Consider the following 22,852-nt stretch of genomic DNA (forward strand, 5'->3'; position numbering starts at 1 on the left):
GCAGAAACTCGCTTCAGAGCTTAGACGGAAGCGGTCAATGCCGCGATCAGAAGTAGAAAAGCGGCGAAGCCCAAGACGGAGACACTCACGATCAATCCCGTCAACGCCATTCCACGCCCTTTGAAGGCGTCCGGCTGGCGCTTCAACTCGCGCAGCGATCGAATCGCCACCACCAGACCACCTGTCGACAACAGCACGGCCGTACTGGCGACCGTCAAGGTGAAAATCAGACTTCCGATGATCGTGGCGATGAGCTCCATAAACATGAATGGAGCCGCCAGAATCCCCAGGCACATGGAAGCCACGGCTTGACCGGATACCAGGCGCCGATACTTCGGCCACACCAGAACGAATCCGTCAGCCGCCCCGGCGAGGTTGTTTGGGCGAGGAGGCCACGGCAACGGTCCTTGGTGGGGACCGCGCGGCGGCGCCGGCTGGAAGGACGAATTATTCACGTTCCCCATGGTAACGGTTCATCGCCGCGACCGTGGCTCGAGGTTTGGTCGCGACCCGACAACACGACGGTGTCGAATCGTCGGGTCGTGTAAGCACCTAACCGCCTCCGACGCTATCGGCGATGTCGTCGAAGTACTGGTCCACTTCCTTGGTGTTGTAGCCACGAAACGTCATCTGGAATTCCAAACTCAACAGTGAATCGGGGTGCGGCGGCCTCCCGATGTCGATGGCACTGCGAACGCGCTCAATCGCACGATCAACCTGGTGTTTGTCATAGCCGCGAAACTGGGTGGAAAAATAGGGGGTCTCCATATCCATAGAGTGTCCCATAGGCAAGCCCAAATGCGCAACTTATACTCATATTTCATTGGGGCCGTGCGCTGGAGCGATCTTGCCTAGGAATCGACGGCACGCCGTCGGTGACCGCTCCACGCCAACCCTGACCGTACCTGTTGGGCGCTCCCTATCGGCTCAGCCGCACGCGTCCGGCTACCGCGCCCACGACGATCACCGCCGGAGACGATACGTCGACTTCCGGTAGTTCGGCCAAGGTCAGCGATAGATCCCGTTGATCCGTGGTCGTCGCCTTTTCCACGACCCGCACCGGGGTGGCGGCGGGTTTTCCCGCCTTCATGAGCCGCTTGGCTATCGCGGCTCGGTTTTTGACGGCCATGAGCATTACCAGAGTCCCTGTCGATGCCGCCAGGGAATCCCAGTCGGTGAGACTGTTCGGGTGTTCCGGCGGCACATGCCCGGACACCACGGTGAAGTCGTGGACGATGCCTCGTTCGGTGACCGATATCCCCGACGAGATCGGCCCGGCCAGCGCCGAGGAGACTCCCGGGATGACACGCACGGGTACGTCCGCCTCCACGCAGGCGTCGATTTCCTCGGCACCGCGCCCGAATACGAAGCCGTCGCCACCTTTGAGGCGAACGACGCGACGGCCCGCTCGGGCATGGTCGATGAGAAGTTGATTGATGGTTTCCTGGCTGGTCTGACGGCCGTAGGGGATCTTGGCCGCGTCGATGACGTCGACGTCGTCGTCCAACTCGTCCAGAAGTTCCCCGGGTACCAGGTGATCGGTGATGACCACATCGGCCCGGTGCAGAGCACGGCGACCGGCGACGGTAATGAGCCCCGGGTTTCCGGGACCGGAACCGACGAGGGCGACGTCGGCGTCTCCGCCGCTCGTGCCGAACGGTAGCGTCCCGTTGGTCAAGGCCTGCTCGATTCCATCTCGGACGACAACGGCCCGTTTCGGATCGCGAGAGGCGTTGACGCCGACGGTGATTCCGTCGGCCTCGGTGGTGGCCGACATCCACGCCTCGGAGTCGGGAGCGGAATCGGATCGAACGCACCAGAGACGATGGTCGTGGGCTTCGGCGGCCACTGTGGAGTTGACGTCGGCGTCGTCGGTCGCCGCTATGATCAGCCACGCCTCGGCGGTGTCACCGGATTGCCATGGACGTCGAATCCATTCGATTTTTTCGTCCCGCCACATCGACTCGATCATGGCCGTGGTTTGGGGAGCGATGACCCGTACCAAAGCTCCCGCTCGCAGTAGTTTGGTGATACGGCGAGCAGCGACCGTTCCGGCTCCCACCACGACGACGCGTTTGGCGGTCAGGTCCAGGCCCATGGGCAGAATACTCACAATGGCGATCCTTCATATTCGTCGTTGCCTCATTAGCCTAAGCGACCGTCGGCGGTCGTACGATGGCCGCCGTGACGGGAGTGAAGCATTCGAGGACACCGCGTCAGCATGGGTTTGGCACCTCGTGAGCGCGATGTTTTAGCGGCCCGGTAACAAAAAATCGTCGTGTTTTACCTTACTCGAATCGGCTATGGCTACTAGACTTGACATATGCGCCATCGTCCCCGAAATCAGACAAATCGGCTCAGCCCGCAGGATCGCGCCGACGCGACTAAACGGCGCGCCGAAGCCGTCTACGCCTTGCTGCGGACGTCTCTGTTGACCGGAGTCGCGGTCGCGGCACTCGTCCTACCCATTGCGATGTTGGGAGGCCTCGGCGCCAAGGCCGGGTTCGAAGCCATGGACGAGCTTTCCGCCGAGCTGGTGGAGACCAATCCGCCATTGACCTCGTATGTTTATGCCGACGATGGCGAAACGTTGCTGAGCCTTTTCTACGACGAATTCCGCCGTGAGGTCAGCCTCGACGAGATCTCTCCGATCATGCGGCAGGCGATGGTAGCCGCCGAGGACACGCGTTTCTACGAGCACAACGGGGTGGATTATCGCGGTGTTATGCGTGCGGCGGTCGCCAATCAGACGTCCGGAAAGGTCACACAGGGGGCCTCGACGATCACCATGCAATACGTGCGGGGCGCGCTGCAGCTCAACGCGGAGAGCATTGCCGACGTTGTCGACGCTTCCGAAAAGAGCGTGGGGCGTAAACTTCGCGAAGCACGATTGGCCATGTCGGTGGAAGAGCAGCTGACCAAGGATGAGATCCTCGAGCGTTATCTCAACCAGGCTTACTTCGGCCACAACGCCTATGGGATTTTCGCCGCCGCCTACATCTATTTTTCCAAGCATCCCAGTGAATTGAACCTCGAGGAGTCCGCTCTTCTCGCCGGTCTGGTGAAGTCTCCTTCGGAGTTCGACCCCACAACGTCCGGGCAGGAAGCCGCCCTGGATCGGCGCAATTGGGTACTCAATCGGATGATCAAGCTGGACTATATCTCCCATGCCGATGCTTCCGAAGTGGTTGGGGCACCGATTAAGTTGAAAAGCTCCGACGCGCCCAACTCGTGTATGACCAATTCGGGCGTGCCCAGTGAATACGGTTTCTTCTGCGATTACCTCCGCCTGTGGTGGCGACAGCAGGAGGCCTTCGGTGACACTCCGGACGAGAGAGAACGAGAGCTGCGCCAGGGCGGCTACACCATCATTACCTCGCTGAACACGAAGACCCACAAGGAGACCAACCAGCGCCTGCGCGATAAGAAGGACGACGAGTCTCGGCACGCCTTCGGCTCGGTGGTTATGGAGCCGAATACCGGCCGTATCAAGACGCTGGGGCTCAATCGCCAGTTCTCGTACAATCAGACCAACAACGCGGTTCACTCCAATCCGAGTGTGCACCGGAAGGGAAATCACCCCAATACCGTTAACGCGCTGCTCGGTGGGGGTTCCAGTTCCGGTTATCAAGCCGGGTCGACGTTCAAGATCTTCACGCTTCTGGCCGCTCTCGACGACGGTTACGACCTGAGTTACAGCTTGAACTCGCCGCACCGGGTGGCCACTTCGTTCGTCACCGCTCCCGGACCCGCCTCCTGCGGGGGGCGTTGGTGTCCGTCCAACGCGAACTCCGATATGGCCGGAAACCGCACCATGTGGTCGGGGTTCGGTATGTCGGTCAACACCTTCTTCGCTCAATTGATCGACAATGTCGGAGCGGATAAAACCGTGGAAATGGCCGAACGGATGGGGCTGCAATGGCGAACCGATGTTGACAAACGCCTCGCAAAACCGGAAAACCGGACGGGATGGGGACCGTTCACGCTCGGAGTGTCCGACGCTCAGCCCATCGAGCTGACCAACGTATACAACGCTTTGGCGGGCAATGGACAGTTGTGTGAGCCACTCCCCGTCAATCGCATCATCGACCGCAACGGACAGGACTCGGCGGCGGCTTCGCCCAGTTGCCACCAAGCCGTCGACGAAGACGTGGCGCTGGCCGCCACCGACGCCGGTCGGTGCGTGACGGAAACCGAACGTAGCGGGGTCGACTGCGGAGCGTGGGGTACGGCCCGCGAGGTCGGCGATATCGTGGGACGGCCCGTATCCGGTAAGACCGGTACGACCGACTCCAACCGGGCCTCATGGTTCATCGGATTCACTCCCGACGTGACGGTGGGAGTCTTCCAGGCCGACCCGGACTACATGTTCAATAACGTACCGCTCAACGAATTGATTTACGCGCGTGAGACGGCCGCCGAAATCATGAGCGACTACCTCGAGGGGGTCGATCCCACGCCGTTCGAACCGCCACCGCAGTCCATTCGTTAGACCTGAGCGCGCTTGTCGGAGCTTTCGGCCGTGTTGACGAAGGCGTCGCGATCCACTACTTCGGATGGCGACGTCTTCGTTGTGTCACGTCGCTTCTCCTTACGCACCAAAACAAACCAACCCAACGGGATCATCAGGGCAAACAGAGCCCACTGACCGGCGTAGGAATAGTTCATCCACGATTTGAACGTCGGTGCGGCGATCGGCTCCAGCCCTTCGGCCGTCGCGGTCAGACCCACGTAACCGGACCGCAGTTCAAGGCCGCTCTCCTCCGATAGATCAGCGGTATTGATGCGCCGCGACTTCAGCACCCCGTCCTCCGTGCTGACCTCTCCCCCGCTCGGTTCGGATTCGAAGAGTCGGCCGGTCACCGTCACTTCGCCGTCCGGAGGCGGCGGCGCTGCATCGGCGTCGGTGGTGAAACCGCGATTGACCAGCACGCTGGTGCCGTCGTCGAGCTCCAAGGGAGTCACCACTTCGACGCCCTGACTACCTTCCAGCGAGCGCAGACGAACCACCATGTCCCGCTCCGCGTAGGTGCCGGTGACTTCGACGAGTTTCCAGCGGTCGTCGTCGGCGGGGGCGCCGTCCTGCGGCAGGATCGAGTCCAGCGCGACCACTTCGGTCGTGTTTTCGACCCGATGATTGGCCTCGCTGCGGTCGACCGCGCGATTCCACTGCCAGCGCGACAGCAGCGCGCACACCACTATGCCGATGACGGCCGCGATCGTGAGGACCACGATGCGCCGTGAGGAACTTGACCGGTCTTGCTTCGCCACGTCTCCCATCCTATCGACCGGCTAATATCAGTACACATGAGTGAAGTCGTAAAGGCGGTGCGCGCCTCAATGCCGAGCGTGCGGGCCGATCTCGAGAAGCTGGTCACCATTCCCTCGGTCGCGTTCGAAGGCTTTGACCATTCGCATGTGCGCCGTGGTGCCGAGGCCGTGAGTGAACTACTGTCCGAGCTGGGTGCGGAGATCCGTACCGTTCAGCACGGCGAGGGGCAACCGTCCATCATCGCCCGATTCCCGGCTCCCGAGGGACAGCCGACCATCTTGCTGTACGCGCATCAGGACGTACAGCCTGCCGGTGATCTGGACGCGTGGGACCAGGAGGACCCGTTCACCGTGGAGGAACGCGACGGGCGCCTCTACGGGCGTGGGGTGGCCGACGACAAAGCCGGGATCATGGCGCATATTGCGGCCCTGCGCGCTTACGACGGCAAGCCTCCGATCGGGGTCACACTGCTGATCGAGGGTGAGGAGGAGTACGGCTCACCTACTCTGGACGACCTGCTGATGGAACATCGCGATCTTCTACGCGCCGATGTGGTGGTGATCGCCGACTCCGCCAACTGGTCCACCGATATTCCCGCCCTGACGACGTCGTTGCGGGGTATGGTCAATTGCTACGTCGAGGTGAAGGCGCTGAAGAGTGCCGTCCACTCCGGTCTGTTCGGCGGTCCCGTCCCGGATGCGTTGACGTCCTTGACGCGTCTTTTGGCGACGCTGCACGACGACAAGGGAAACGTGGCCGTCGAAGGGCTGGTGTCGTCGGAGAAGGCGGAGTTGGACTACGAGCCCGAGACTTTGCGGGAGGAGTCGGGCATGCTTCCGGGCACCGAATTCGTCGGTTCCGGGCGTTTGACCGACCTGTTGTGGAACAAACCGACCGCGACCGTGCTCGGGTTCGATGGACCGCGCGCGGCCGAGGCGGCGAACGCACTGCAGCCGACCGCACGCGCCAAGGTGTCGTTCCGTATCAGTCCGGATCAGAAGGCCGATGAGGCTTGGGAGGCGGTCAAGGCTCACTTTGAGTCGCACACCGAATGGGGCACAGAAGTGTCGGTCACGCTGGATTCCGCGCTTGGCGATCCCTGCTCGATCGATGCGACCGGGCCGCAGTTCGACGCCGCCTGGGAGGCCTTCGCCGAAGCGTGGGACGGTACTCGAGCCGTAGAGATCGGCGTCGGTGGTTCGATTCCCATGATCGCGACCTTCCAGGAGCTGTTCCCTGACGCCGCGATCCTGGTGACGGGTGTGGAAGATCCGTCGTCGCAGGCTCATGGCCCCAACGAATCGCTCGACATAAAGATGTTCGAACGGGTCTGTGTGGCGGAGACGCTACTGCTGCAGAAGCTCGCGCAAGGCTGATCTCGTGTTCCCTGGGCGGATTCCGCCCAGGGAACACCGTCATCGGCGTGGTCGATCAAAACTGGTCGCGCAGTTTGCGCAGCATGCGCGCCAAGGGGTCGGAGGATCGGTCGAACAGTTCCCGGTACGACTGGGCGGCGGCCTTGGCGTCGTGGGAGATCGAGGTATCACCGTCGTCGGCGCGGCGTGGGTATTCCCCCGCCAGGTAGCCAAGGTAATCTCCCTCGTCTATCCAGTCTTTGAGGGTGGCGGCGCGCGCCACGGAGAAGTCGTGTGAGCGCCCTTCCAGCATCACGAGTTTCAGGAAGCTGTCACGTAGATCGCCTCCCGCTTCGAATTCCTTTGCCTGGGCGAGGAACGCGGTGGTGTCGACGTCGGTCAGGTCGCCGCCTCCCGCCAGTTTGGCCATGACTCGAATGGCGGCGGCGGGGTCCTGCACTGCCAGCGCTCCGGCGCGATCGGCGGAGAGTTCGGATTTCCGGCTCCATTCCATGAGCCCGGCGATGATGACGCGCAGCCCCACCGCCCCGACGGGTATCCAGGCGAGGCTGGTGGTCAGACGCATGAGGGTCATGAGCATGGTGCGATACAGCCCGTGGTCGGACAGGGCGTGCCCGAGTTCGTGAGCGAGGAGGAACCGCAGTTCCGGTTCGTCCAGAACGTCGAGGGTTCCGGAATTGATCACGATGATCGGTTTGTCGATACCGACGCACATGCCACCGAGATCGGGATTGCGCACGATATACAGTTCGGGCACTTCAGCGGCGTCGAGGACCACTGCCACCTGCATGTAGGCATCGTGGACCCGGCTGAACTGGTGCCGATCCACCTTGATGCCCGAACCGAGGTAGGTGAGGCGGATAGACCGCTCGCTGAGCAGCCCCGATACCTTCCGCATCATCGTGTCGAAGCCGCGTAGTTCCCGAAGCGCGGTCAAGGCGCCTCGGTCGGCGGGGTGCTCCCAGGCTCGCGTGGAGATACCGCTGAGGGTGACGGGATCCCGTGAGGACGGGGTTTCTTGATCCATTCTCGCTCCTACCCTGAGGTGAACATCGGTGTTCGCTGTACGGCCCCGCTTGGGCCTTTTCTCGACTACCTCAACAGGACCCAGTTGTAAGTGTGCCACACGTTGGTTAACTAATATGGTCGTGCGGTCACCCGCGCGAAGCCCTACAATGCCCTCAGGTTCCACCGTGACAGCGCCCCTCTTCTGCGCTCAGGAAACGGGGAAGGTATCCTGAGCGAGGGTGTTACCGGTATATCGATACCATCCGGTTATGGCCGGCGCCAGTAGCTCAGCTGGATAGAGCACCGGACTTCTAATCCGACGGTCGCAGGTTCGAATCCTGCCTGGCGCGCATCGACCTCCTGTTCAATCAGGAAATTGTCGCGTTCTACTCAGTCTGAAACCAAATGTCCGGCGGTCGGCCCGTGGGGTCGTCTACAATGAGCCGACCGCGGGTATCGGGATGCGGTCCCTATGACTACCGCCGTTTCGCCTCGGCGAGCGCTTCAATAATCTCCACCGCTCGTCGCGTGCCGCCTTCGCGTTGTGTGTCATGGGCAAGTTGGACAGATCGCTCCTTGACCGTAGCGTCATGCGTCAGTTCGGTGACGGCGTCGCGCAGGGTCTCGGGAGTTACCTCCTCGGTGTCAATGCGTCGGGCGATTCCCAGTTCGACAAGTCGGTCGGCATTCATGAACTGGTCGACTGCTTGCGGTACCGCGACCATGGGGGTGCCGGAGAGAAGCCCTTCGGAACTGCCACCCATACCGGCGTGTGTAATGAACGCGTCGGCATGGGTGAGCATGGCTCGCTGAGGGATCCAGTTATGGATTTCGATGTTGTTGGGGATGGTGCCGAAGTCGTCGGCGGTAAGGTGTTTGCCGATTTGGAGAACGACGTGCCATTCGGGTAGGTCACCAAAGGCACTGATGCATGCACGGTAGAAGTCCGGTTGGCGGGTGAATGCCGATCCGAGCGAGATGACAAGGAGGCGTTTGTCGTCGTGCGGTGGTGTCCATTGTTCGTCGTTGTCCAGTGAAAAGCACGGTCCTACGAACGAGACTCGGTCGCGATCGACGAGGTCGGCATGCGGTTGCATCGCTGAGGGGATGACGGCGACGCAACGGTCGGGGTTGGCGGGGAATTCCCCGGCGTCAGTGGTGGTGGCACCGGACGTCGTCAGCCAGTGTTCGAATTTCGTGCGGTATTCGGTGGCTCCTGGCAGCTCCCACAGCTGGGCGAGCATTTCTTCGGTGTAGCCTTTCCACCCGACGACGGCGGGGGAAATTTGCAGGCTGGGACGTCCTTGCGTTTCCGCGAGGACACGTCCGGGATATCCGCCGATGTCGTACATATAGAGGTCGGCGGGGGTTTCGGTGTAGAAATCGCGGACCTGTGAGTAGGCATTGATGGAGTTGGTGAGGAACGTGTCCATCTGTCCGATGGGATCTTCGGGCCAGTCATTGTCAGCGACGGGCAACGAGGAATCGTACGGAACCAGTGTCGCGCCCGTATCTTCGATGATGTCGCGAACGGAGGGGTCATTCGCGTAGGTCACGTGGTGCCCTTGGGAGACGAGTTCACGGATGATGTCAATACTGGGCAGGATATGGCTGATGGCGGGGACACCGATCATCGCGATGTGGTGGCGGGTGTTATTCATGGCTGCACCTATTACTTATTGTGAGGGACCTCGAAAACGTCACGAGAATTCTAACGGAACATGCCTTGGAGCGCATGCTGATTACGGTGCAACCGCTCAATAACGTCGGATGCGGCGCTGGCATAAAGTTCCGCCGGTTACGCGGTGTAAAGTAGTGGAGGAAATTCGGACACGGTTTCTGTACCGATTCGTGAGTTTCAGTTCGAACACCGTTTTCCCGGCAGGACTTATCTCCGGTTTCCGGACAGCCAATGTCACCCCCGTTCAGGAAAGGGAAGCCCGTGGACCTTATCAGTTTGGGCGTGTTCATCGGTGCCCTGTTCATTAACGCCGGTACGCCTGGCCCCAGCGTGGTGGCGCTGGTGTCCCGTGTCATCAGCAACGGCTGTCGCGAAGTCCTCCCGTTTACTCTCGCCATGTGGATCGGCGAAGTCCTGTGGTTGACCGTCGCTCTGGCGGGACTGTCCACCATCGCGCTGAAATTCCACGTCGCCTTCCTGGTTTTGAAATGGGCAGGCGTCGCCTATCTGTGTTGGTTGGCCGTGGCAATGTGGCGGCGAAAAAGCTCCCCGGACGAAGACGATGACGAATCCATTCCCCGCCGTCGCACGTCTACGGCCATGTTCGGTGCGGGCATGGCCCTCACCCTGGGAAACCCCAAGATCATGGTTTTCTATGTGGCCTTGCTTCCCACCCTTATCGACATATCGCATCCGGGTGTCGCGACCTGGGCCGTCCTTGCCGCAGCGACAGCCACGACACTTGCCGTCGTCGACGTGACGTGGATGGCGGTGGCCAGTCGGCTTCGGCTGCTCCTCCGGTCGCCCCGGATGACCAGACTGGCCAATCGCGTCAGCGCCATGGCACTCGGTGGAGCCGCCGCCGTCATCGCCACTAAACACTAGAACGTTCGGTTACGGGCACCCGCGCATCCATTCCGAAGGGGAACCGGAACGCTCCTCACCGAAAACGTCCATCGTGCCGCGAGAGGAGCGCCGCCGGACGGTACCGCTCGCCTGGCGGGATTGAAGAACCCGCCAGGCGTGAGACCACTTGGGGCGAGAGCGGTCAAGCGGCGTCGGGTCTGGGAGACCGACGGGTGTTGTGGAAGGAGGCGAACTTCCAGTGTTCGCCGTCTCGCACGGCGGTGAAGGAAACGATGGACTCCCTCTCCGGCGGCACTCCGGCCCCCACGTCCACTTCCACACCACCGGTTGAAATCACCACTGCGACGTCAGGCGACAGCATCTTGATGTTCGTCTCCCCGGCGTCATCCATCCGAGAGCCTTTGAGCGGACCCTCGAACAGGTAACGGTGAGACTCCTCGATCGCTTTGCGCCCACGGAAACGCTGCCCGAAAAAGGTGATGTAGTCGGCGTCGGCGGTGAATTCGTCGGCATACGCTGTAGCGTCACCTTGGTTCCACGCTTCCGCCAGCCGCTCCAGTCCTGCTCGTATTTCGTTCTTCTCTTCGTCGTATCGCATGTTCCGTTTCCTACTCCTATAGGTCGGAGCGCTGCGAGCGCCGACGGCGGTTATGGTGGTGAATGAACGAATCACCGGGGCCGCCCGCACTTGCTGCGCGTGTCGTCTCGGTTCGTGGGGTGCGGCGGACGTGGCAGCGCCCGTCGTACCCGTTACTCGGGCAGTGGAGGTAGCTCCGCAGCCCAGGTCACGTTCCCTGTATTCATGTGCTCTATCAGCTGCTCCGTCCACGTGAGTTCGGCGTTGTCGCGATTTCTTTCGAATTCGACTTCCAGCGCCGGAAGCCGGGGCAGACCTGCCTCGGCCATCTCGGCGAGGGTTCGGTCGGCCTCGTTGACGAGTTCGCGCAGTGAGTCGGCCCGTACTCGTAGGGAGTTCTTCGCTTCGTGTAGCGGTAGGGCTCCCATGAGCGATAGGGCCGCAACGGTTGGCGTGGAATCGCGGTCCACGGTTTCCAGTAGGCTCTTCAGCCGTCCGACCAGATCACTGCGTCCGTCGTCGGTGATTTTGTATACGGTCCGCTCCGGGCGGTTGCCGTCCTTGACCGTTTCGACGGGTGCGATGCGGCCGGAGTCGCTGAGTTTGCGGACGGCGTGATAGAGGCTGCGTGGCAGTCCTTGCACGTAGTCCTTATGTGTGACAGCGATGAAGCGCAGCATGCCGTAGGCGTGCCTCGGCCCTTGCGTCAGCAGCGCCAATACGGTGAGCCCCACTAGGTCCCGCTCTGATTTGCGCCCCGCCATGATCTCTCCGTAGATGATGCAGAAATTAATAGTGCAATTTGCACTATACAGGAAGACACGCCTCGCTACAAGCCGATTGTCCCGTGAGAGGAAAGTTCTCCAGTCGATCCGCGCGGTTGGCGACGCGGGCGTCGCCCCACACTCCACCACCCCTCAGGACAGTAGGTCACCTTCCCAGTCGTACGGCCCGCTTCCCTGGCCTCTGTCACCCTTGACCAGGCGGTAGTACTCCGTGGTGCGCGTATCGTCGCCCAAGGTGGCCGTCAGCACCCAGAGCCAGTCGTTCTCCGCGATCTGCGTACGGTACGCCCGCATGGCCTGCAACTTGCGTTCCCCATTGTCGGAAGTGGTTCGAATCCGTGCGGAGATGTCCGCGTCAGGGGTCGCAAAGGGAACGTCTTCTGGGGCTTCAACCTCCGCAAAGGGGTTGTCGCTGGAATTGTGGAGCTTGTCGAAACCGATTCGCATGACACTGTCGGGCAAGGCTTTCCAGTAGATCTTACGAATCTCGTGCGCCGCCCCCAGTTCGGGACTCCAATTCGGATCAGCGGCCAGCTCAGCGGCACGCATCGCGACGCGATGCGCCTGGATATGGTCGGGATGCCCATAGTCGCCATTGGGGTCGTAGGTAATCAGAACCTCGGGTTGCCGCTGTCGAATCACCCGTACGAGATCGAATGCGGCGTAGTCGACGTCGGCTTTCCAGAAACAGTGCGGATGGTCGTTGGTGCGCTCGCCCATCATTCCCGAATCACGCCAGCGACCGATACCGCCGAGGAAGTGCCAGTCGTCCACCCCGAGTGCGTCCATCGCTTGGAGATATTCGCTCAACCGCCACCCTCCTAGCTGATCGGAGGCGTGGGCGGCCAGGCCTTGGAGTTCAGGAACCCTGACTTCGCCCTCCTCCCCCAACGTGCAGGTAACGACGGTGACGTCTACCCCAGGGCGATTGGCGTAATGAGCGATCGTGGCACCGGTGGCGACCGTTTCATCGTCCGGGTGGGCATGGACGAACAGGATTCCCTCGCTAGACATGCGTCTACGCTAGCCCAGTCGCCGCCTCACGTGCGTATTCCGAGGTGAAATTTGTCGACCGAACCTCACTATGACATGAACATATTTCACTTATGTGACATACCCCATTGACATAGATCATACTAGAGACGATATTCTGCGCCAGAGGACGACTTACGCACATAGGAGTGCCAGATGACCAAAGCCGAGCCCGCCGTCACATCCCCACCTCGAGCCGAGATACCGCAGCCGCAACTGCGTCGCGATCGTTGGTGGATCGGTCCAGTCCTGACTGTCCTGGGACTCACCGCCTGGGTCGCCTACGCCACGGCGCGAGTTTTCTACCAGGGCCACTATTTCGTCGCCGACTACCACTACCTCACGCCGTTCTACTCCCCCTGCGTCTCCACCGGCTGCGTCCCGGAATCCTCCCTGTTCGGTCAGTTCATCCCCAACCATCCCCTCATCCCCTTCGCGGCGATCTCGCTGCCGTTCCTGCTACTGTTCCGGTTCACCTGCTACTACTACCGGCGCGCCTACTATCGTTCCTTCTGGATTTCTCCACCCGCCTGCGCCGTGCCCGACGGACATGCCTCATATTCCGGGGAATCGAGATTCCCGCTGATAGGACAGAATCTTCACCGTTATTTCTTCTACGCCGCCTTCGCGATTGCCTTGATCAACACCGCCGATGCCGTCATCGCCATGCAGTCGCCCAGTGGATTCGGTTTCGGGCTCGGCAACATCATCCTGTGGGCCAACGTGATCCTGCTCTGGTGTTATACCTTCGGATGCCACTCCTGTCGCCACATCATGGGCGGACGCATCAATCACTTCTCCCGCCATCCGGTGCGGTATCGCTTGTGGACGATTGCTTCCGCGTTGAACACCCGCCACATGTTCTTCGCCTGGATCACCCTGCTGTCACTGGCCGTCGCCGACTTCTACGTCATGGCCGTCGCCGCGGGCTGGATCAGCGACCTGCGACTCATCGGATAGCCCCACCACGCCAAGACGACAACTGAGGAACCACATGATCACTCAATACGATATTGACCGCTTGAACTGCGATGTCCTGGTCATCGGCTCCGGCGGAGCCGGATTGCGAGCCGCCGTCGAAGCCCGCCTCGAAGGGGCGGACGTCCTCGTCATATCCAAGTCCCTCTTCGGCAAGGCCCACACGGTCATGGCCGAAGGCGGTGCGGCCGCCGCCATGGGCAATGTCAACTCCGGGGACAACTGGGAAGTGCATTTCCGTGACACCATGCGAGGCGGAAAGTTTCTCAACAACTACCGCATGGCCGAACTGCATGCCAAGGAGGCACCGCAACGGATCTGGGAATTGGAAACCTACGGAGCTCTGTTCGACCGCACCCCACAGGGAAAAATCAGCCAGCGCAATTTCGGCGGACACGAATACCCGCGCCTCGCACACGTCGGTGACCGCACCGGCCTGGAACTGATTCGCACGCTCCAGCAGAAAATCGTCGCCCTGCAACAGCAGGACGAACGCGACGGCAGCGACGCCACGATCCGTATCCTGGACGAGACGACCATAACCGAACTGATTAAAGAAGACGGCGGTGTGGCCGGTGCCTTCGGGTATCGACGCGATACCGGACGATTCCTGGCCATCGAATCCGCCGCCGTCATCATGGCGACCGGCGGGATCGGACGGTCGTTCAGCGTGACCTCCAATTCATGGGAATACACCGGCGACGGCCATGCCTTGGCTCTACGAGCCGGGGCAGGGCTGATCAATATGGAGTTCATTCAATTCCACCCCACGGGGATGGTGTGGCCCGCATCGGTGCGCGGCATTCTGGTGACCGAGTCGGTTCGGGGAGATGGAGGGATTCTGAAAAACACCTCCGACGAACGATTCATGTTCGACTACATCCCCGACGTGTTCAAAAACCAGTACGCCACCACCCCGGAGGAAGCCGACAACTGGTACACCGACCCTGACAACAATCGCCGCCCGCCCGAACTGCTACCGCGCGATGAAGTGGCTCGAGCCATCAATTCAGAAGTCAAGGCGGGTAGAGGCACCCCCAACGGCGGGGTGTATCTGGATATCGCGTCCCGGCGATCGGCCGAGTTCATCGCCAAGAAACTGCCGTCCATGTATCACCAGTTCAAGGAACTCGCGGATGTGGACATTACGGCCGAACCCATGGAGGTCGGACCGACCTGTCATTACATCATGGGCGGCATCGAAGTCGACGCCGACACCGCTGCTTCCAAAGTAGACGGACTTTTCGCCGCCGGCGAGGTCTCCGGTGGTATGCACGGCTCCAATCGTTTGGGCGGGAACTCCCTGTCCGACCTGCTCGTCTTCGGGACCCGAGCCGGCGCCCACGCCGCCGCTCACGCCCACCGCAACAAAGAGCGAGCCTCCCTGCCGCAGAGCAGCATTGAACAGGCGGCGGAGACGGTACTGCGCCCCTTCCACAACGAGGGAGACAGCCCCTACGCTCTCCAGGCCGAACTACAGGAGTTGAACGGGCGTTTGGTGGGAATCATCCGTCGCGAAAACGAACTGGCCGAAGCCCTCGACGAGCTGGACGAGCTACGCGAGCGCATCGCCCAGGTCAAGGTCACCGGTCCGCGTGCCTATAACCCGGGGTGGCATTTGGCCTTGGACCTGTCGAACATGTGGCTGTGTTCCATAGCCACGGCCCGGGCGGCCTTGCGTCGTCGGGAATCGCGTGGCGGGCATACCCGGGACGATGCTCCCGGGATGGATCCCGACTGGCGCAAGCTGAATCTGGTGGCACACTGCCGCGACGGGGATGTGGTGTTGGACGAGCAGGCGGTACCGACGATTCCGCCGGAGTTGTTGGGTCTGTTTCCACACGAGGAGTTGGCGAAGTACATGAACGCGGACGAGTACGAGTCCATCGAGTCGGGGGAGGCTGAAGGATAGTGGCACAGCAGGAGTTTCGGATCTGGCGGGGCGACGCTTCCGGTGGGGAGTTCGCGTCCTTCGACGTGGAGGTCCGTGAGGGCGAAGTGGTATTGGACGTGATTCACCGTATCCAGGCCGAATTTGCCCCGGACTTGGCGGCGCGGTGGAACTGTAAGGCGGGCAAGTGCGGTTCGTGTTCGGCGGAGATCAACGGGCGTCCTCGTCTGATGTGTATGACGCGGATGTCGACCTTGGCGGAGTCGGACAGTGTGACGGTGACTCCGATGCGGACGTTTCCGGTGATTCGGGATCTGGTGACGGACGTGTCGTTCAACTATGAGAAGGCCAGGCACATGCCCTCCTATGAGCACCCGTCCGATCTGGCACCGGGCGAGGCGCGTATGCAGCAAGTGGATGTGGAGCGTTCGCAGGAGTTCCGCAAGTGCATTGAATGTTTCCTGTGTCAGGACACCTGCCACGTGGTTCGCGATCATGAGGACAATAAGGACGAATTCTCGGGGCCTCGGATGTTTATTCGGGCGGCGGAGTTGGACATGCATCCTCTGGACGCCAGGGAGGATCGGCGTGACTTCGCCCAGGACGAGCAGGGACTGGGCTCCTGCAATATTACGAAATGCTGTACCGAGGTCTGTCCGGAGGGAATCACCATCACCGACAACGCGATCATTCCTATGAAGGAGCGTGTGGCCGGGAGTCGGTATGACCCAATGGTGTGGTTGGGCCGCACGATTCTTCGCAGGAAGGAGTGACGTCGCCCGTCTCTTGATGGGAAATGTGCCGCGGCTGCATCATTCCAAAGTAGAGGTTCATGCTCCAAGCCGGTACTTTAACCCGGCCCCCTTCGTTGGGAGGCGGGTTCGAGAGTACGGATATCAGGTCGTCGACGCGTCGCGGACGCACGAAACGGTGTTGGGCCAGGTTGGTCAACCACCCCAACACCGTTTACGTCTGAGCCGGGTCACACACTCTACTGCAGCAGATGGTATACGTAGAATCCTCCACCCAGGACGATGAGTGCGGCCAGCACGGCGAAAATGATCTTCCAGACGCTGAAGGGTCGTTCCCCGACCACTGTTCCGTTCTGTCCGTTCACCAGCACCTGCCATTGTTTGCCGTTGAACATGTAGCCGAGAATCCAAATCGGCAAGAGAAGCAGCTTGAACGTGACATTGCGGTAGTTGACGTCGTAGTTCTTGATCCGCTGACGATCCCCACCGATGTCGTGTTTGATGTCTTTCTTGATGACCTTTTCCATGCGCTCTTTGGCGCCCTCGTAACCGGCCTCGGGAGGGACGTCGTAGCGCTGCGTGTGGTGCCCTACGATGGCCTGCGGGTGATAGGGCTGGACCTGTTTGGTGTTCCATTCCTTTTCCAGCTTCTCCATATACTTCGGTGCCACGTGAGTCGAGGCGGGTACGACGACGTCGTCGAAGTCCCGACGGACGGTGCCCTGCACGGGAGTCCAGCGCGTCTCGGTTTTTTCGTTTCCGTCGGAGTCCTTGACCTTGTAGCGAATGCCTCGCTCACCGCGATATTTGGTCTTGGTTTTCGCGTCCCACGTCCAGTGCGGCAGATAGGTCGACTTGACCGACGACGAGTCGTTGACCTTCTTCAGCGCGTTGGGTGCGAACCACCGCGAATTGATCCACTCGGTCAGGTTCCCGCGAGCGGTGGACTGGTCGACCTCGAACGGGGCCACGGCCTCGGGTGCGACCAGGTCAGGGTTGAACTGGTCGACCACGAGGGGCGCGCCGCAGAACTGGCATTCGTCGGACCACGAGTCGGATTCGGTGTGCGCGGCGCATTGGGTGCAGACGAACAGGTTCGGAGGCACCTCTTCCCGACTGCGGCGACGCTTCCCCGCAGCCTTGGACCAGCTGTGTTCCTGAACCTCCCGTTGTTCGAAGACGATCTGCTTCGTAAAACCGCAGTGCGGACACTGTAGGGCGGTCGTGCCCGGCTGGTACTGCAGCTGGGCACCGCAGCCCTCACACGGGTACATCTGGTGTTGAGTGGGAGCCGGTTGATTCACGTCTTTCTCACCTGTCTTATCGGATTATTGCGGAGGAAGCGGGGGTGGGACGGACCCGAACACGGAGGCCAATTCGGGTACGTCGGAGGCGGGCGTCCAATTGGCCATTCCGTTCTTCCACACCAGGGTGTCGCGGGTGAACTCGCCGGAGCCTGCCTTTTGCTGCAGGGTGGGAACGTCGAACGGTCCCGCCTGCTGTCCGCCGAGAGCGGCGAACCATTCGGGCTGCGAGCCCGGGATTGGAGGAGGAGCCGCCGGGGGCTGGGCCTGTGCCGGGGGCTGCTGTTGATACTGCTGCTGTGGAGGAGGCTGCTGTCCTTGGAACTGCTGTCCCTGCTGGCCTCCCATGTCCTGTGCCATCTGCTGGGCCATACCAAAGCCCGCACCCATCGCCATGGCGTCACCGCCGGCTCCACCGTTCTCCGCTGACGCCTCAACGGCGTTGGCCGCCTGGAATTGGGTGTAGGCGTTCAGGTCGCCGACGATTCCCATCGAGGAACGCTTGTCCATCGCTTCCTCGACTTCGGGCGGCAGAGAAATGTTCGAGACGGTGAAGTTGGGAACTTCGAGCCCGAACTCGTTCAGCTGGCCGCTGATGGTGTCCTTGATTCGGTCACCGATCTGGTCCTGATGCATCGCCATGTCGAGCACGGGAATCTGTGCACGGGCGAGAGCCGGGGAGACGGCCGCGACGACCTTCTCCCGCAGAAAGTCACCGATCTCTTCGGTCTGGAAGTGCTGGTCGGTTCCGACCGTTTCCCGCAGGAGGACGGCGGGGTCGATCACGCGGACCGAGTAAGCACCGAACGCACGGATGCGGACGGGACCGAATTCGGCGTCGCGCACCATGATGGGGTTCTTGGTGCCCCACTTGAAATCGGTGAACTGCCGAGTGTTGACGAAGTACACCTCGGCTTTAAAGGGCGACTCGAAACCGTGCTTCCATCCTTTGAGTGTGGAGAGCACGGGCATGTTCTGGGTTTCGAGCGTGTACGTGCCGGGGGTATAGACGTCGGCCAGCTGGCCTTCGTTGACGAACACCGCCACTTGCGTCTCTCGAACGACCAGTTGGGCGCCCATCTTGATTTCGTTGTTATGCCGGGGAAAACGCCAGACAATGGTGTCGCGACTGTCGTCGGTCCACTCAATGATGTCGATGAATTCGCCGGTGATCTTGTCCCACAGACCCATACTGTGTCCTTCCGAGAACGTTGTTTGATCCGACTGGAAATTTCATCGTAGCAATGGCTTGCTCACGGCGATATCAGCGCAAGAGCCGTCCAGTGTCGAGTGATGCGCCCTCGGTTACGGGAGCGCACCACTCACCGCGTCACTGGAGTCTATTGCGCACGTCCGACGGGATTTGGCTGTTCACCATTCCCATGACGTCGATCGTTCCCGACAAACGCTGAGTCATCTCGGCAACCTTCAAGGCGTACTTTGCTTTGGCCTCTTCAATGACGTTTTTGACCATTTCACCGAGGGCGCCACGCCGACGCAGTGCGCCGTCATCCAACTCAATGGCATCGATCTTCCCTTCGGCGTTGAGTCGGACGGTGATCATTCCGTCGTCACTGGTGGCTTCGACTCCGGCATTGTCCAATTCGGCTTCGAAGCCTGCAAAGGCGGCAATGGTGTCTTCGGCGCTCTGGCGGATCTCTTCCAGTTTCCGCATGGCCTCTTCCGGAGAGGGCCGATTGTTCGCGTCGGTCACTGCTGGGTCTCCCGTCGTTTCAGCTCTCGTCTAGACGGCCGTCGAGATCCCGTGGATTGACGTCCGTACCGAGAATCTCGGACATCCGGGCACTCATCTGCTCTTGCGCCTGTGTTTCGGCCTGCCGGATCGTGTCGAGGATCTTCTGCCCGAGCTCATTACCGGAGGTCGCTTGAAACGCCCGGTGATTGAGTTCCAGGTCTTTAATGGCACCACCGGCGCCCATGACGACGCGGACGGCCGAATCATCGGAGCTGTGATCGACTTCGATCTGGTGGGCAAGTTGCTCTATCTTCTGGGATTGCTGCTGAAATTGCTGTTTCGGGTCCATCATGGCTCACTTGTCGGTCGAGGGGCGCTACACGCCCGGTTTCACGAGGGGACGGTCCTCTATCGGCCCATGTTCTCCCTGGCGTTGTCCACGCTTTCCTGAGCGCCGTCCACACCGTCTTGGGCATTCTGAAGCGTCTCGTTGTCGCCTCCGAGCGTGTCGTTGGCGTTTTCCAGACCGTCGCTGGTGGAGCTGAGAGTGTCGGACGCACCGTCCATGGCCTGGTTGACTCCCTCTTGCACGTTGCCGTCCATGGCGCTCTGTACTCCGTCGTAGACGTTGCCGGCGTTGTCGATCGTCTCATTGACCGCGTCCTGCACGCCTTCAGCGGATTCGGCCCGCGAGTCGACGGTGTCCGCGAAGTCCGCGGTGCTGTCGGCGTAATCGGCCGCCTGGTTGAGATACTCGTTGTCGCCACCGGTCGCGTCGTTGACGGCGTTAATCGAGTCGGAAGCGCCGCTCGCGGCCTGGTTGGCACCTTGAGCCGTCTGGCGCGTTCCGCCCAGGATGTCGGAGACACCTTCGTCGACATTGCCGCTGGCGATGTCACTGACGCCGTCGGCGACGGTCTGGACGCCCTCGATGATGTCGTCCTTCGAATCCCATACCTCCATGGCGCCGTCGTAGGCGGCCTTGGCGTTCATGAGGAAGTCGATGATCGGGCGGACCTTCTCGATGATGCTCTGAACGATTTCGATGGCCTGCATGGCCTGCTCGAAGATGTTCATCGCCTTCTTTATCCAGTCCCACGCCGTCATGACCAGCTGTGCGACCTTACGAATCGTATCGCCCACGGCGACCGCCGACGCCGCTCCAAAAGTGGCGAAGCTGGCGGCGATGTAGGGAACGATCCGCTCCAGGACCCACTGCACACCTTGCTTAATGAGGTCGAGGACGGTCTCGTACAACGACTTGGCTACCTTGGACATCAACTGAAGTAGATAGTTGAGCCCGGTGGCGACGAACCCCATATTGGACACCGCTTGGCTCGCCTCGTCGATCCGCGTCTTGGCGGCGCTGGCGGCCGCGCCTTCCCACTCCTGGATCGGATTAAGGCCCGACTCGGCGACGTACTGACCCACTTGACCACAGCCGTCGGCAACGGTCGACCACATGTCGGCAGAGGTCAGCATGCGCTCTTCGTTCCCGGTGACCATTTGCACCAGGTCTTCCAGTGGCTGAAAGGCCTCCATGAGAAAGTCGACGATCGTACCGGCCAGCCATTCCACGGGGTTGGCACCGATCTCGCTGACCACGTCGGTAAACTCGCTTGCCGAATCGGCGATGGTGGAGATGTTGTCGTTCATGTCCCCCACCAAGCCGGTTACGCTGTCCCAGTCGGTGAGGGTCTCCACATCGATGTCCTGGACATCGCTTACCATGTCACTGGCGGCGTTGTACCCGTCGACGGCGGGTTTCACTCCGTCAATGGTTTCGTAGGCGGCGTTACCCATGTTGTCGGTGTTCCACGCCTCGGATTCGAACGGGCCCGGGTCTTGCGTGGGTCGATCGTTTTTCCAATCCAAATTCGCATCTGACATATTTCGCCTACTTCACGTCGATGTGTTCGGTAATGCTGTTGATTTTCTTGGCAATGGCGTCATCGACCTCTTCGTATTTATCGGCGGCCTTCTCCACTCCCTCGGCAACGCCGTCGATGGCTTCTTTCGCGTCCGAAATGCTGCTGTGGAAGAAATCGGCGACCATGAAGTACGGCGGTGCCATAACCAGACCAGGCAAACCCCATATCCACCAATCAGGGTCGGCTTCCTTGGCGTATTCTGCCAATTCGTCGATTTCACCTTCAGTCCCTTTAAGTCCCGACGACGACTGGCGCAGTTGCTCGGGATCAACATTGAATGATGTCATTTTATAGCTCCGGTTTCCTCGCGTCGTGCCATCACGAGCGATACAGGCCATTGAATATCTGGATTACTTGTCTCCGGGGGAAAGACAACGCAGGTCGGGACCGAATTGAGATGTGATCCCGTCCATTTCACGAGTCTACCGAGAAGGTGCAACCGTATAATTACGATAATTCGGTCTTTCTGGGCACCAGAACTTCTCTGAACTGGTAGTTCATCGCTATTGTCGGTTAAACGATGTATCGTTTTGTCAAGAACACGACAATTAATGGCGGATTTTCTTAGCACCCCAAGCCATCGCGAAAACAGAACCGGAAACCACTAATCGGAGAGGCCTCGGGAAACAGAAGCTTCCGTTTCCTACGGTTCCACAACGGCATGCCGTTTCCCGAGCAAAACCTGACCGACACCTCGATTGGCCAGGCATCGCCGGATACCCGCAACTGAGATAACGTACACATGAGCGATCCTCGCTATACTTCACCGAGCGGCCCCGCGCGGACTCGACAACAGGCGATCAATCGATACGATGACCCAGCCGACCGAATCCAAGCGCTTCACGGTCGGTGATGTCGACGTCAAGAAGGAGTGTTGGTCTCGTCCCCATGTTCAACGGTGAATTCGGCGATCAAGTGGCTCAATTTCAGCAGGTGGCGGAACAGATTTCCGTCCCCGCGACGTCCCCGGACCATTCGGTCGAGGTCGTCGCCGGGCCCGGTGGATCCGTTCGCGAACTGAATATGAACCACCGTGCCTATCAAATGTCAGCCGCGGAACTCGGTGATCAATTGGTCAATCTCATCGATGAGGCCACGAACGCCGCAGATGCGCAGCTGCGCCAGAAAACGCAGGAATTCATGAACTCCAACCGGAACAACCTACACTGATTGGTTTAAGGAATCATATGGATAACTCCCCTGGAGGCCGCCGCAATCCAGAAGAAGTATTCGCACGGCTGGAAGAGCTGCAACAAAAGACCGAAGCCGACCTGCGCCGCATCCAAGACGTTGAAGCGGAAATGGGTAATACCGAAACCACTGCGGTTAGCGAAAACGGCATGGTCACCGTCACCTTGAACGCTCAAGGTCGGGTCCACAATATCGAGCTGAGAGACGATTCGATGCGGCTGAAAGGAAACCTGCCGCCCTTGATTCTCTCGACCATCCACGAAGCCCAGGCCACGTATTCGTTGAAGATGGCGGAAATGGCACAACAGGCCCTGCCTGGCATCGACGTCGTTGGGCAGGTGTCCCAATATATGGGCTCTGATATTCGGGACCGTGCCGGGGAGAACCTTCGCGATCACAACTGATTCGGCGAGAGCCTGATCGACGGCCGAAGCGAATGGCCGGTGTGGCACATACACGTTCGCTGTACCGCAGATATGCGCCCACACCTCGGATCGCCACGAGATTTGGA

Annotated in this window: 22 protein-coding genes, 1 tRNA gene and 1 pseudogene; 9 read left to right on the top strand and 15 right to left on the bottom strand. The window is 60.5% G+C overall.

All coding sequences use genetic code 11. From position 1 onward, the window contains the following. Positions 1–20 precede the first annotated feature (20 nt). The 3 genes from HALAL_RS0101190 to cobA form a co-directional block, all read right to left on the bottom strand. The gene (locus HALAL_RS0101190; protein WP_156937548.1) at positions 21–455 is read right to left on the bottom strand and encodes a hypothetical protein; all 435 of its coding nucleotides are present in this window, start codon (positions 453–455) and stop codon (positions 21–23) included. A gap of 97 nt (positions 456–552) precedes the next feature. Continuing rightward, positions 553–774: a DivIVA domain-containing protein gene (locus HALAL_RS0101195; protein ID WP_025272244.1), complete on the bottom strand. Its 222-nt coding sequence runs from the start codon at positions 772–774 to the stop codon at positions 553–555. A gap of 145 nt (positions 775–919) precedes the next feature. Continuing rightward, positions 920–2,113 (bottom strand): uroporphyrinogen-III C-methyltransferase, encoded by a 1,194-nt coding sequence (gene cobA, locus HALAL_RS0101200; RefSeq protein ID WP_245598006.1) that lies wholly within the window; start codon positions 2,111–2,113, stop codon positions 920–922. Positions 2,114–2,323: 210 nt separating this feature from the next. Here cobA and HALAL_RS0101205 point away from each other — a divergent pair, with 210 nt between their 5' ends. Beyond that, positions 2,324–4,492, top strand: coding sequence for a transglycosylase domain-containing protein (locus tag HALAL_RS0101205; RefSeq protein WP_025272246.1), 2,169 nt, complete (start codon positions 2,324–2,326; stop codon positions 4,490–4,492). Here the strand turns inward: HALAL_RS0101205 and HALAL_RS17210 are convergent. Next, positions 4,489–5,271 (bottom strand): SURF1 family protein, encoded by a 783-nt coding sequence (locus HALAL_RS17210; RefSeq protein ID WP_169732386.1) that lies wholly within the window; start codon positions 5,269–5,271, stop codon positions 4,489–4,491. The two genes, HALAL_RS0101205 and HALAL_RS17210, sit on opposite strands and share 4 nt — an antisense overlap. Positions 5,272–5,307: 36 nt before the next feature. Between HALAL_RS17210 and HALAL_RS0101215 the strand changes: the two genes are divergently transcribed. Further along, complete coding sequence (locus HALAL_RS0101215) at positions 5,308–6,648, top strand: dipeptidase (protein WP_029767173.1); 1,341 nt, start codon at positions 5,308–5,310, stop codon at positions 6,646–6,648. Between the two features lie 55 nt (positions 6,649–6,703). Here the strand turns inward: HALAL_RS0101215 and HALAL_RS0101220 are convergent, their stop codons facing one another. After that, on the bottom strand, positions 6,704–7,675 hold the full coding sequence (locus HALAL_RS0101220) for a M48 family metallopeptidase (protein WP_025272249.1): 972 nt from the start codon (positions 7,673–7,675) through the stop codon (positions 6,704–6,706). Between the two features lie 257 nt (positions 7,676–7,932). Between HALAL_RS0101220 and HALAL_RS0101225 the strand changes: the two genes are divergently transcribed. Continuing rightward, positions 7,933–8,006: transfer RNA gene (locus tag HALAL_RS0101225), tRNA-Arg, on the top strand. A gap of 126 nt (positions 8,007–8,132) precedes the next feature. Here HALAL_RS0101225 and HALAL_RS0101230 read toward each other — a convergent pair. Continuing rightward, a complete protein-coding gene (locus HALAL_RS0101230) occupies positions 8,133–9,317 on the bottom strand; it encodes a macrolide family glycosyltransferase (RefSeq protein WP_029767174.1) in 1,185 nt (394 codons plus the stop codon). A 281-nt stretch (positions 9,318–9,598) separates the two neighbouring features. Between HALAL_RS0101230 and HALAL_RS0101235 the strand changes: the two genes are divergently transcribed. Beyond that, entirely contained in the window at positions 9,599–10,222 is a 624-nt protein-coding gene (locus tag HALAL_RS0101235) for a LysE family translocator (protein ID WP_025272251.1), read from the top strand. Positions 10,223–10,385: 163 nt separating this feature from the next. Here HALAL_RS0101235 and HALAL_RS0101240 read toward each other — a convergent pair whose 3' ends face one another. The 3 genes from HALAL_RS0101240 to mshB all read right to left on the bottom strand — a co-directional run bounded on the left by HALAL_RS0101240 (position 10,386) and on the right by mshB (position 12,580). Next, positions 10,386–10,802: an SgcJ/EcaC family oxidoreductase gene (locus HALAL_RS0101240; RefSeq protein WP_025272252.1), complete on the bottom strand. Its 417-nt coding sequence runs from the start codon at positions 10,800–10,802 to the stop codon at positions 10,386–10,388. A gap of 152 nt (positions 10,803–10,954) precedes the next feature. Continuing rightward, complete coding sequence (locus tag HALAL_RS0101245; RefSeq protein ID WP_025272253.1) at positions 10,955–11,545, bottom strand: PadR family transcriptional regulator; 591 nt, start codon at positions 11,543–11,545, stop codon at positions 10,955–10,957. Between the two features lie 153 nt (positions 11,546–11,698). Beyond that, complete coding sequence (gene mshB / locus HALAL_RS0101250; protein ID WP_025272254.1) at positions 11,699–12,580, bottom strand: N-acetyl-1-D-myo-inositol-2-amino-2-deoxy-alpha-D-glucopyranoside deacetylase; 882 nt, start codon at positions 12,578–12,580, stop codon at positions 11,699–11,701. Positions 12,581–12,754: 174 nt separating this feature from the next. Here mshB and HALAL_RS0101255 point away from each other — a divergent pair, with 174 nt between their 5' ends. From HALAL_RS0101255 to HALAL_RS0101265, 3 genes and pseudogenes are all read left to right on the top strand, one after another. Then, positions 12,755–13,558 (top strand): hypothetical protein, encoded by an 804-nt coding sequence (locus tag HALAL_RS0101255; RefSeq protein ID WP_025272255.1) that lies wholly within the window; start codon positions 12,755–12,757, stop codon positions 13,556–13,558. A 34-nt stretch (positions 13,559–13,592) separates the two neighbouring features. Beyond that, on the top strand, positions 13,593–15,488 hold the full coding sequence (locus HALAL_RS0101260) for a fumarate reductase/succinate dehydrogenase flavoprotein subunit (protein WP_025272256.1): 1,896 nt from the start codon (positions 13,593–13,595) through the stop codon (positions 15,486–15,488). Further along, a pseudogene (locus HALAL_RS0101265) lies at positions 15,485–16,231 on the top strand (succinate dehydrogenase/fumarate reductase iron-sulfur subunit); the annotation flags it as partial. The gene HALAL_RS0101260 and the pseudogene HALAL_RS0101265, both read left to right, overlap by 4 nt. A gap of 227 nt (positions 16,232–16,458) precedes the next feature. On the opposite strand, the gene HALAL_RS0101270 reads toward HALAL_RS0101265, so the two are convergent. The 6 genes from HALAL_RS0101270 to HALAL_RS0101295 all read right to left on the bottom strand — a co-directional run bounded on the left by HALAL_RS0101270 (position 16,459) and on the right by HALAL_RS0101295 (position 21,437). Next, complete coding sequence (locus HALAL_RS0101270) at positions 16,459–17,523, bottom strand: TFIIB-type zinc ribbon-containing protein (protein WP_025272258.1); 1,065 nt, start codon at positions 17,521–17,523, stop codon at positions 16,459–16,461. 24 nt (positions 17,524–17,547) lie between these two features. After that, a complete protein-coding gene (locus HALAL_RS0101275) occupies positions 17,548–18,714 on the bottom strand; it encodes an SPFH domain-containing protein (RefSeq protein WP_025272259.1) in 1,167 nt (388 codons plus the stop codon). Positions 18,715–18,853: 139 nt separating this feature from the next. Continuing rightward, entirely contained in the window at positions 18,854–19,237 is a 384-nt protein-coding gene (locus tag HALAL_RS0101280; protein ID WP_025272260.1) for a YbaB/EbfC family nucleoid-associated protein, read from the bottom strand. A 19-nt stretch (positions 19,238–19,256) separates the two neighbouring features. Next, positions 19,257–19,571, bottom strand: coding sequence for a YbaB/EbfC family nucleoid-associated protein (locus HALAL_RS0101285; RefSeq protein WP_025272261.1), 315 nt, complete (start codon positions 19,569–19,571; stop codon positions 19,257–19,259). Between the two features lie 56 nt (positions 19,572–19,627). Then, positions 19,628–21,109, bottom strand: coding sequence for a hypothetical protein (locus tag HALAL_RS0101290; protein WP_025272262.1), 1,482 nt, complete (start codon positions 21,107–21,109; stop codon positions 19,628–19,630). Between the two features lie 7 nt (positions 21,110–21,116). Further along, the gene (locus HALAL_RS0101295; protein ID WP_025272263.1) at positions 21,117–21,437 is read right to left on the bottom strand and encodes a WXG100 family type VII secretion target; all 321 of its coding nucleotides are present in this window, start codon (positions 21,435–21,437) and stop codon (positions 21,117–21,119) included. Between the two features lie 601 nt (positions 21,438–22,038). Here HALAL_RS0101295 and HALAL_RS0101300 point away from each other — a divergent pair. Together HALAL_RS0101300 and HALAL_RS0101305 are read left to right on the top strand one after the other, a co-directional pair. Continuing rightward, positions 22,039–22,320 (top strand): YbaB/EbfC family nucleoid-associated protein, encoded by a 282-nt coding sequence (locus tag HALAL_RS0101300; RefSeq protein WP_025272264.1) that lies wholly within the window; start codon positions 22,039–22,041, stop codon positions 22,318–22,320. A gap of 17 nt (positions 22,321–22,337) precedes the next feature. Continuing rightward, the gene (locus HALAL_RS0101305; RefSeq protein WP_025272265.1) at positions 22,338–22,745 is read left to right on the top strand and encodes a YbaB/EbfC family nucleoid-associated protein; all 408 of its coding nucleotides are present in this window, start codon (positions 22,338–22,340) and stop codon (positions 22,743–22,745) included. Positions 22,746–22,852 lie beyond the last annotated feature (107 nt).

The organism is Haloglycomyces albus DSM 45210, assembly GCF_000527155.1.
Classification (GTDB): domain Bacteria; phylum Actinomycetota; class Actinomycetes; order Mycobacteriales; family Micromonosporaceae; genus Haloglycomyces; species Haloglycomyces albus.

Coding starts and splice junctions, on each gene's coding strand:
- HALAL_RS0101275 (WP_025272259.1), bottom strand. CDS start 18,714: ATGGGTCTGTGGGACAAGATCACCGGCGAATTCATCGACATCATTGAG.
- HALAL_RS0101285 (WP_025272261.1), bottom strand. CDS start 19,571: ATGATGGACCCGAAACAGCAATTTCAGCAGCAATCCCAGAAGATAGAG.
- HALAL_RS0101300 (WP_025272264.1), top strand. CDS start 22,039: ATGTTCAACGGTGAATTCGGCGATCAAGTGGCTCAATTTCAGCAGGTG.
- HALAL_RS0101240 (WP_025272252.1), bottom strand. CDS start 10,802: ATGCGATACGACGAAGAGAAGAACGAAATACGAGCAGGACTGGAGCGG.
- HALAL_RS0101260 (WP_025272256.1), top strand. CDS start 13,593: ATGATCACTCAATACGATATTGACCGCTTGAACTGCGATGTCCTGGTC.
- mshB (WP_025272254.1), bottom strand. CDS start 12,580: ATGTCTAGCGAGGGAATCCTGTTCGTCCATGCCCACCCGGACGATGAA.
- HALAL_RS0101290 (WP_025272262.1), bottom strand. CDS start 21,109: ATGTCAGATGCGAATTTGGATTGGAAAAACGATCGACCCACGCAAGAC.
- HALAL_RS0101215 (WP_029767173.1), top strand. CDS start 5,308: ATGAGTGAAGTCGTAAAGGCGGTGCGCGCCTCAATGCCGAGCGTGCGG.
- HALAL_RS0101255 (WP_025272255.1), top strand. CDS start 12,755: ATGACCAAAGCCGAGCCCGCCGTCACATCCCCACCTCGAGCCGAGATA.
- HALAL_RS0101305 (WP_025272265.1), top strand. CDS start 22,338: ATGGATAACTCCCCTGGAGGCCGCCGCAATCCAGAAGAAGTATTCGCA.
- HALAL_RS0101220 (WP_025272249.1), bottom strand. CDS start 7,675: ATGGATCAAGAAACCCCGTCCTCACGGGATCCCGTCACCCTCAGCGGT.
- HALAL_RS0101230 (WP_029767174.1), bottom strand. CDS start 9,317: ATGAATAACACCCGCCACCACATCGCGATGATCGGTGTCCCCGCCATC.
- HALAL_RS0101295 (WP_025272263.1), bottom strand. CDS start 21,437: ATGACATCATTCAATGTTGATCCCGAGCAACTGCGCCAGTCGTCGTCG.
- HALAL_RS0101205 (WP_025272246.1), top strand. CDS start 2,324: ATGCGCCATCGTCCCCGAAATCAGACAAATCGGCTCAGCCCGCAGGAT.
- HALAL_RS0101195 (WP_025272244.1), bottom strand. CDS start 774: ATGGATATGGAGACCCCCTATTTTTCCACCCAGTTTCGCGGCTATGAC.
- HALAL_RS0101245 (WP_025272253.1), bottom strand. CDS start 11,545: ATGGCGGGGCGCAAATCAGAGCGGGACCTAGTGGGGCTCACCGTATTG.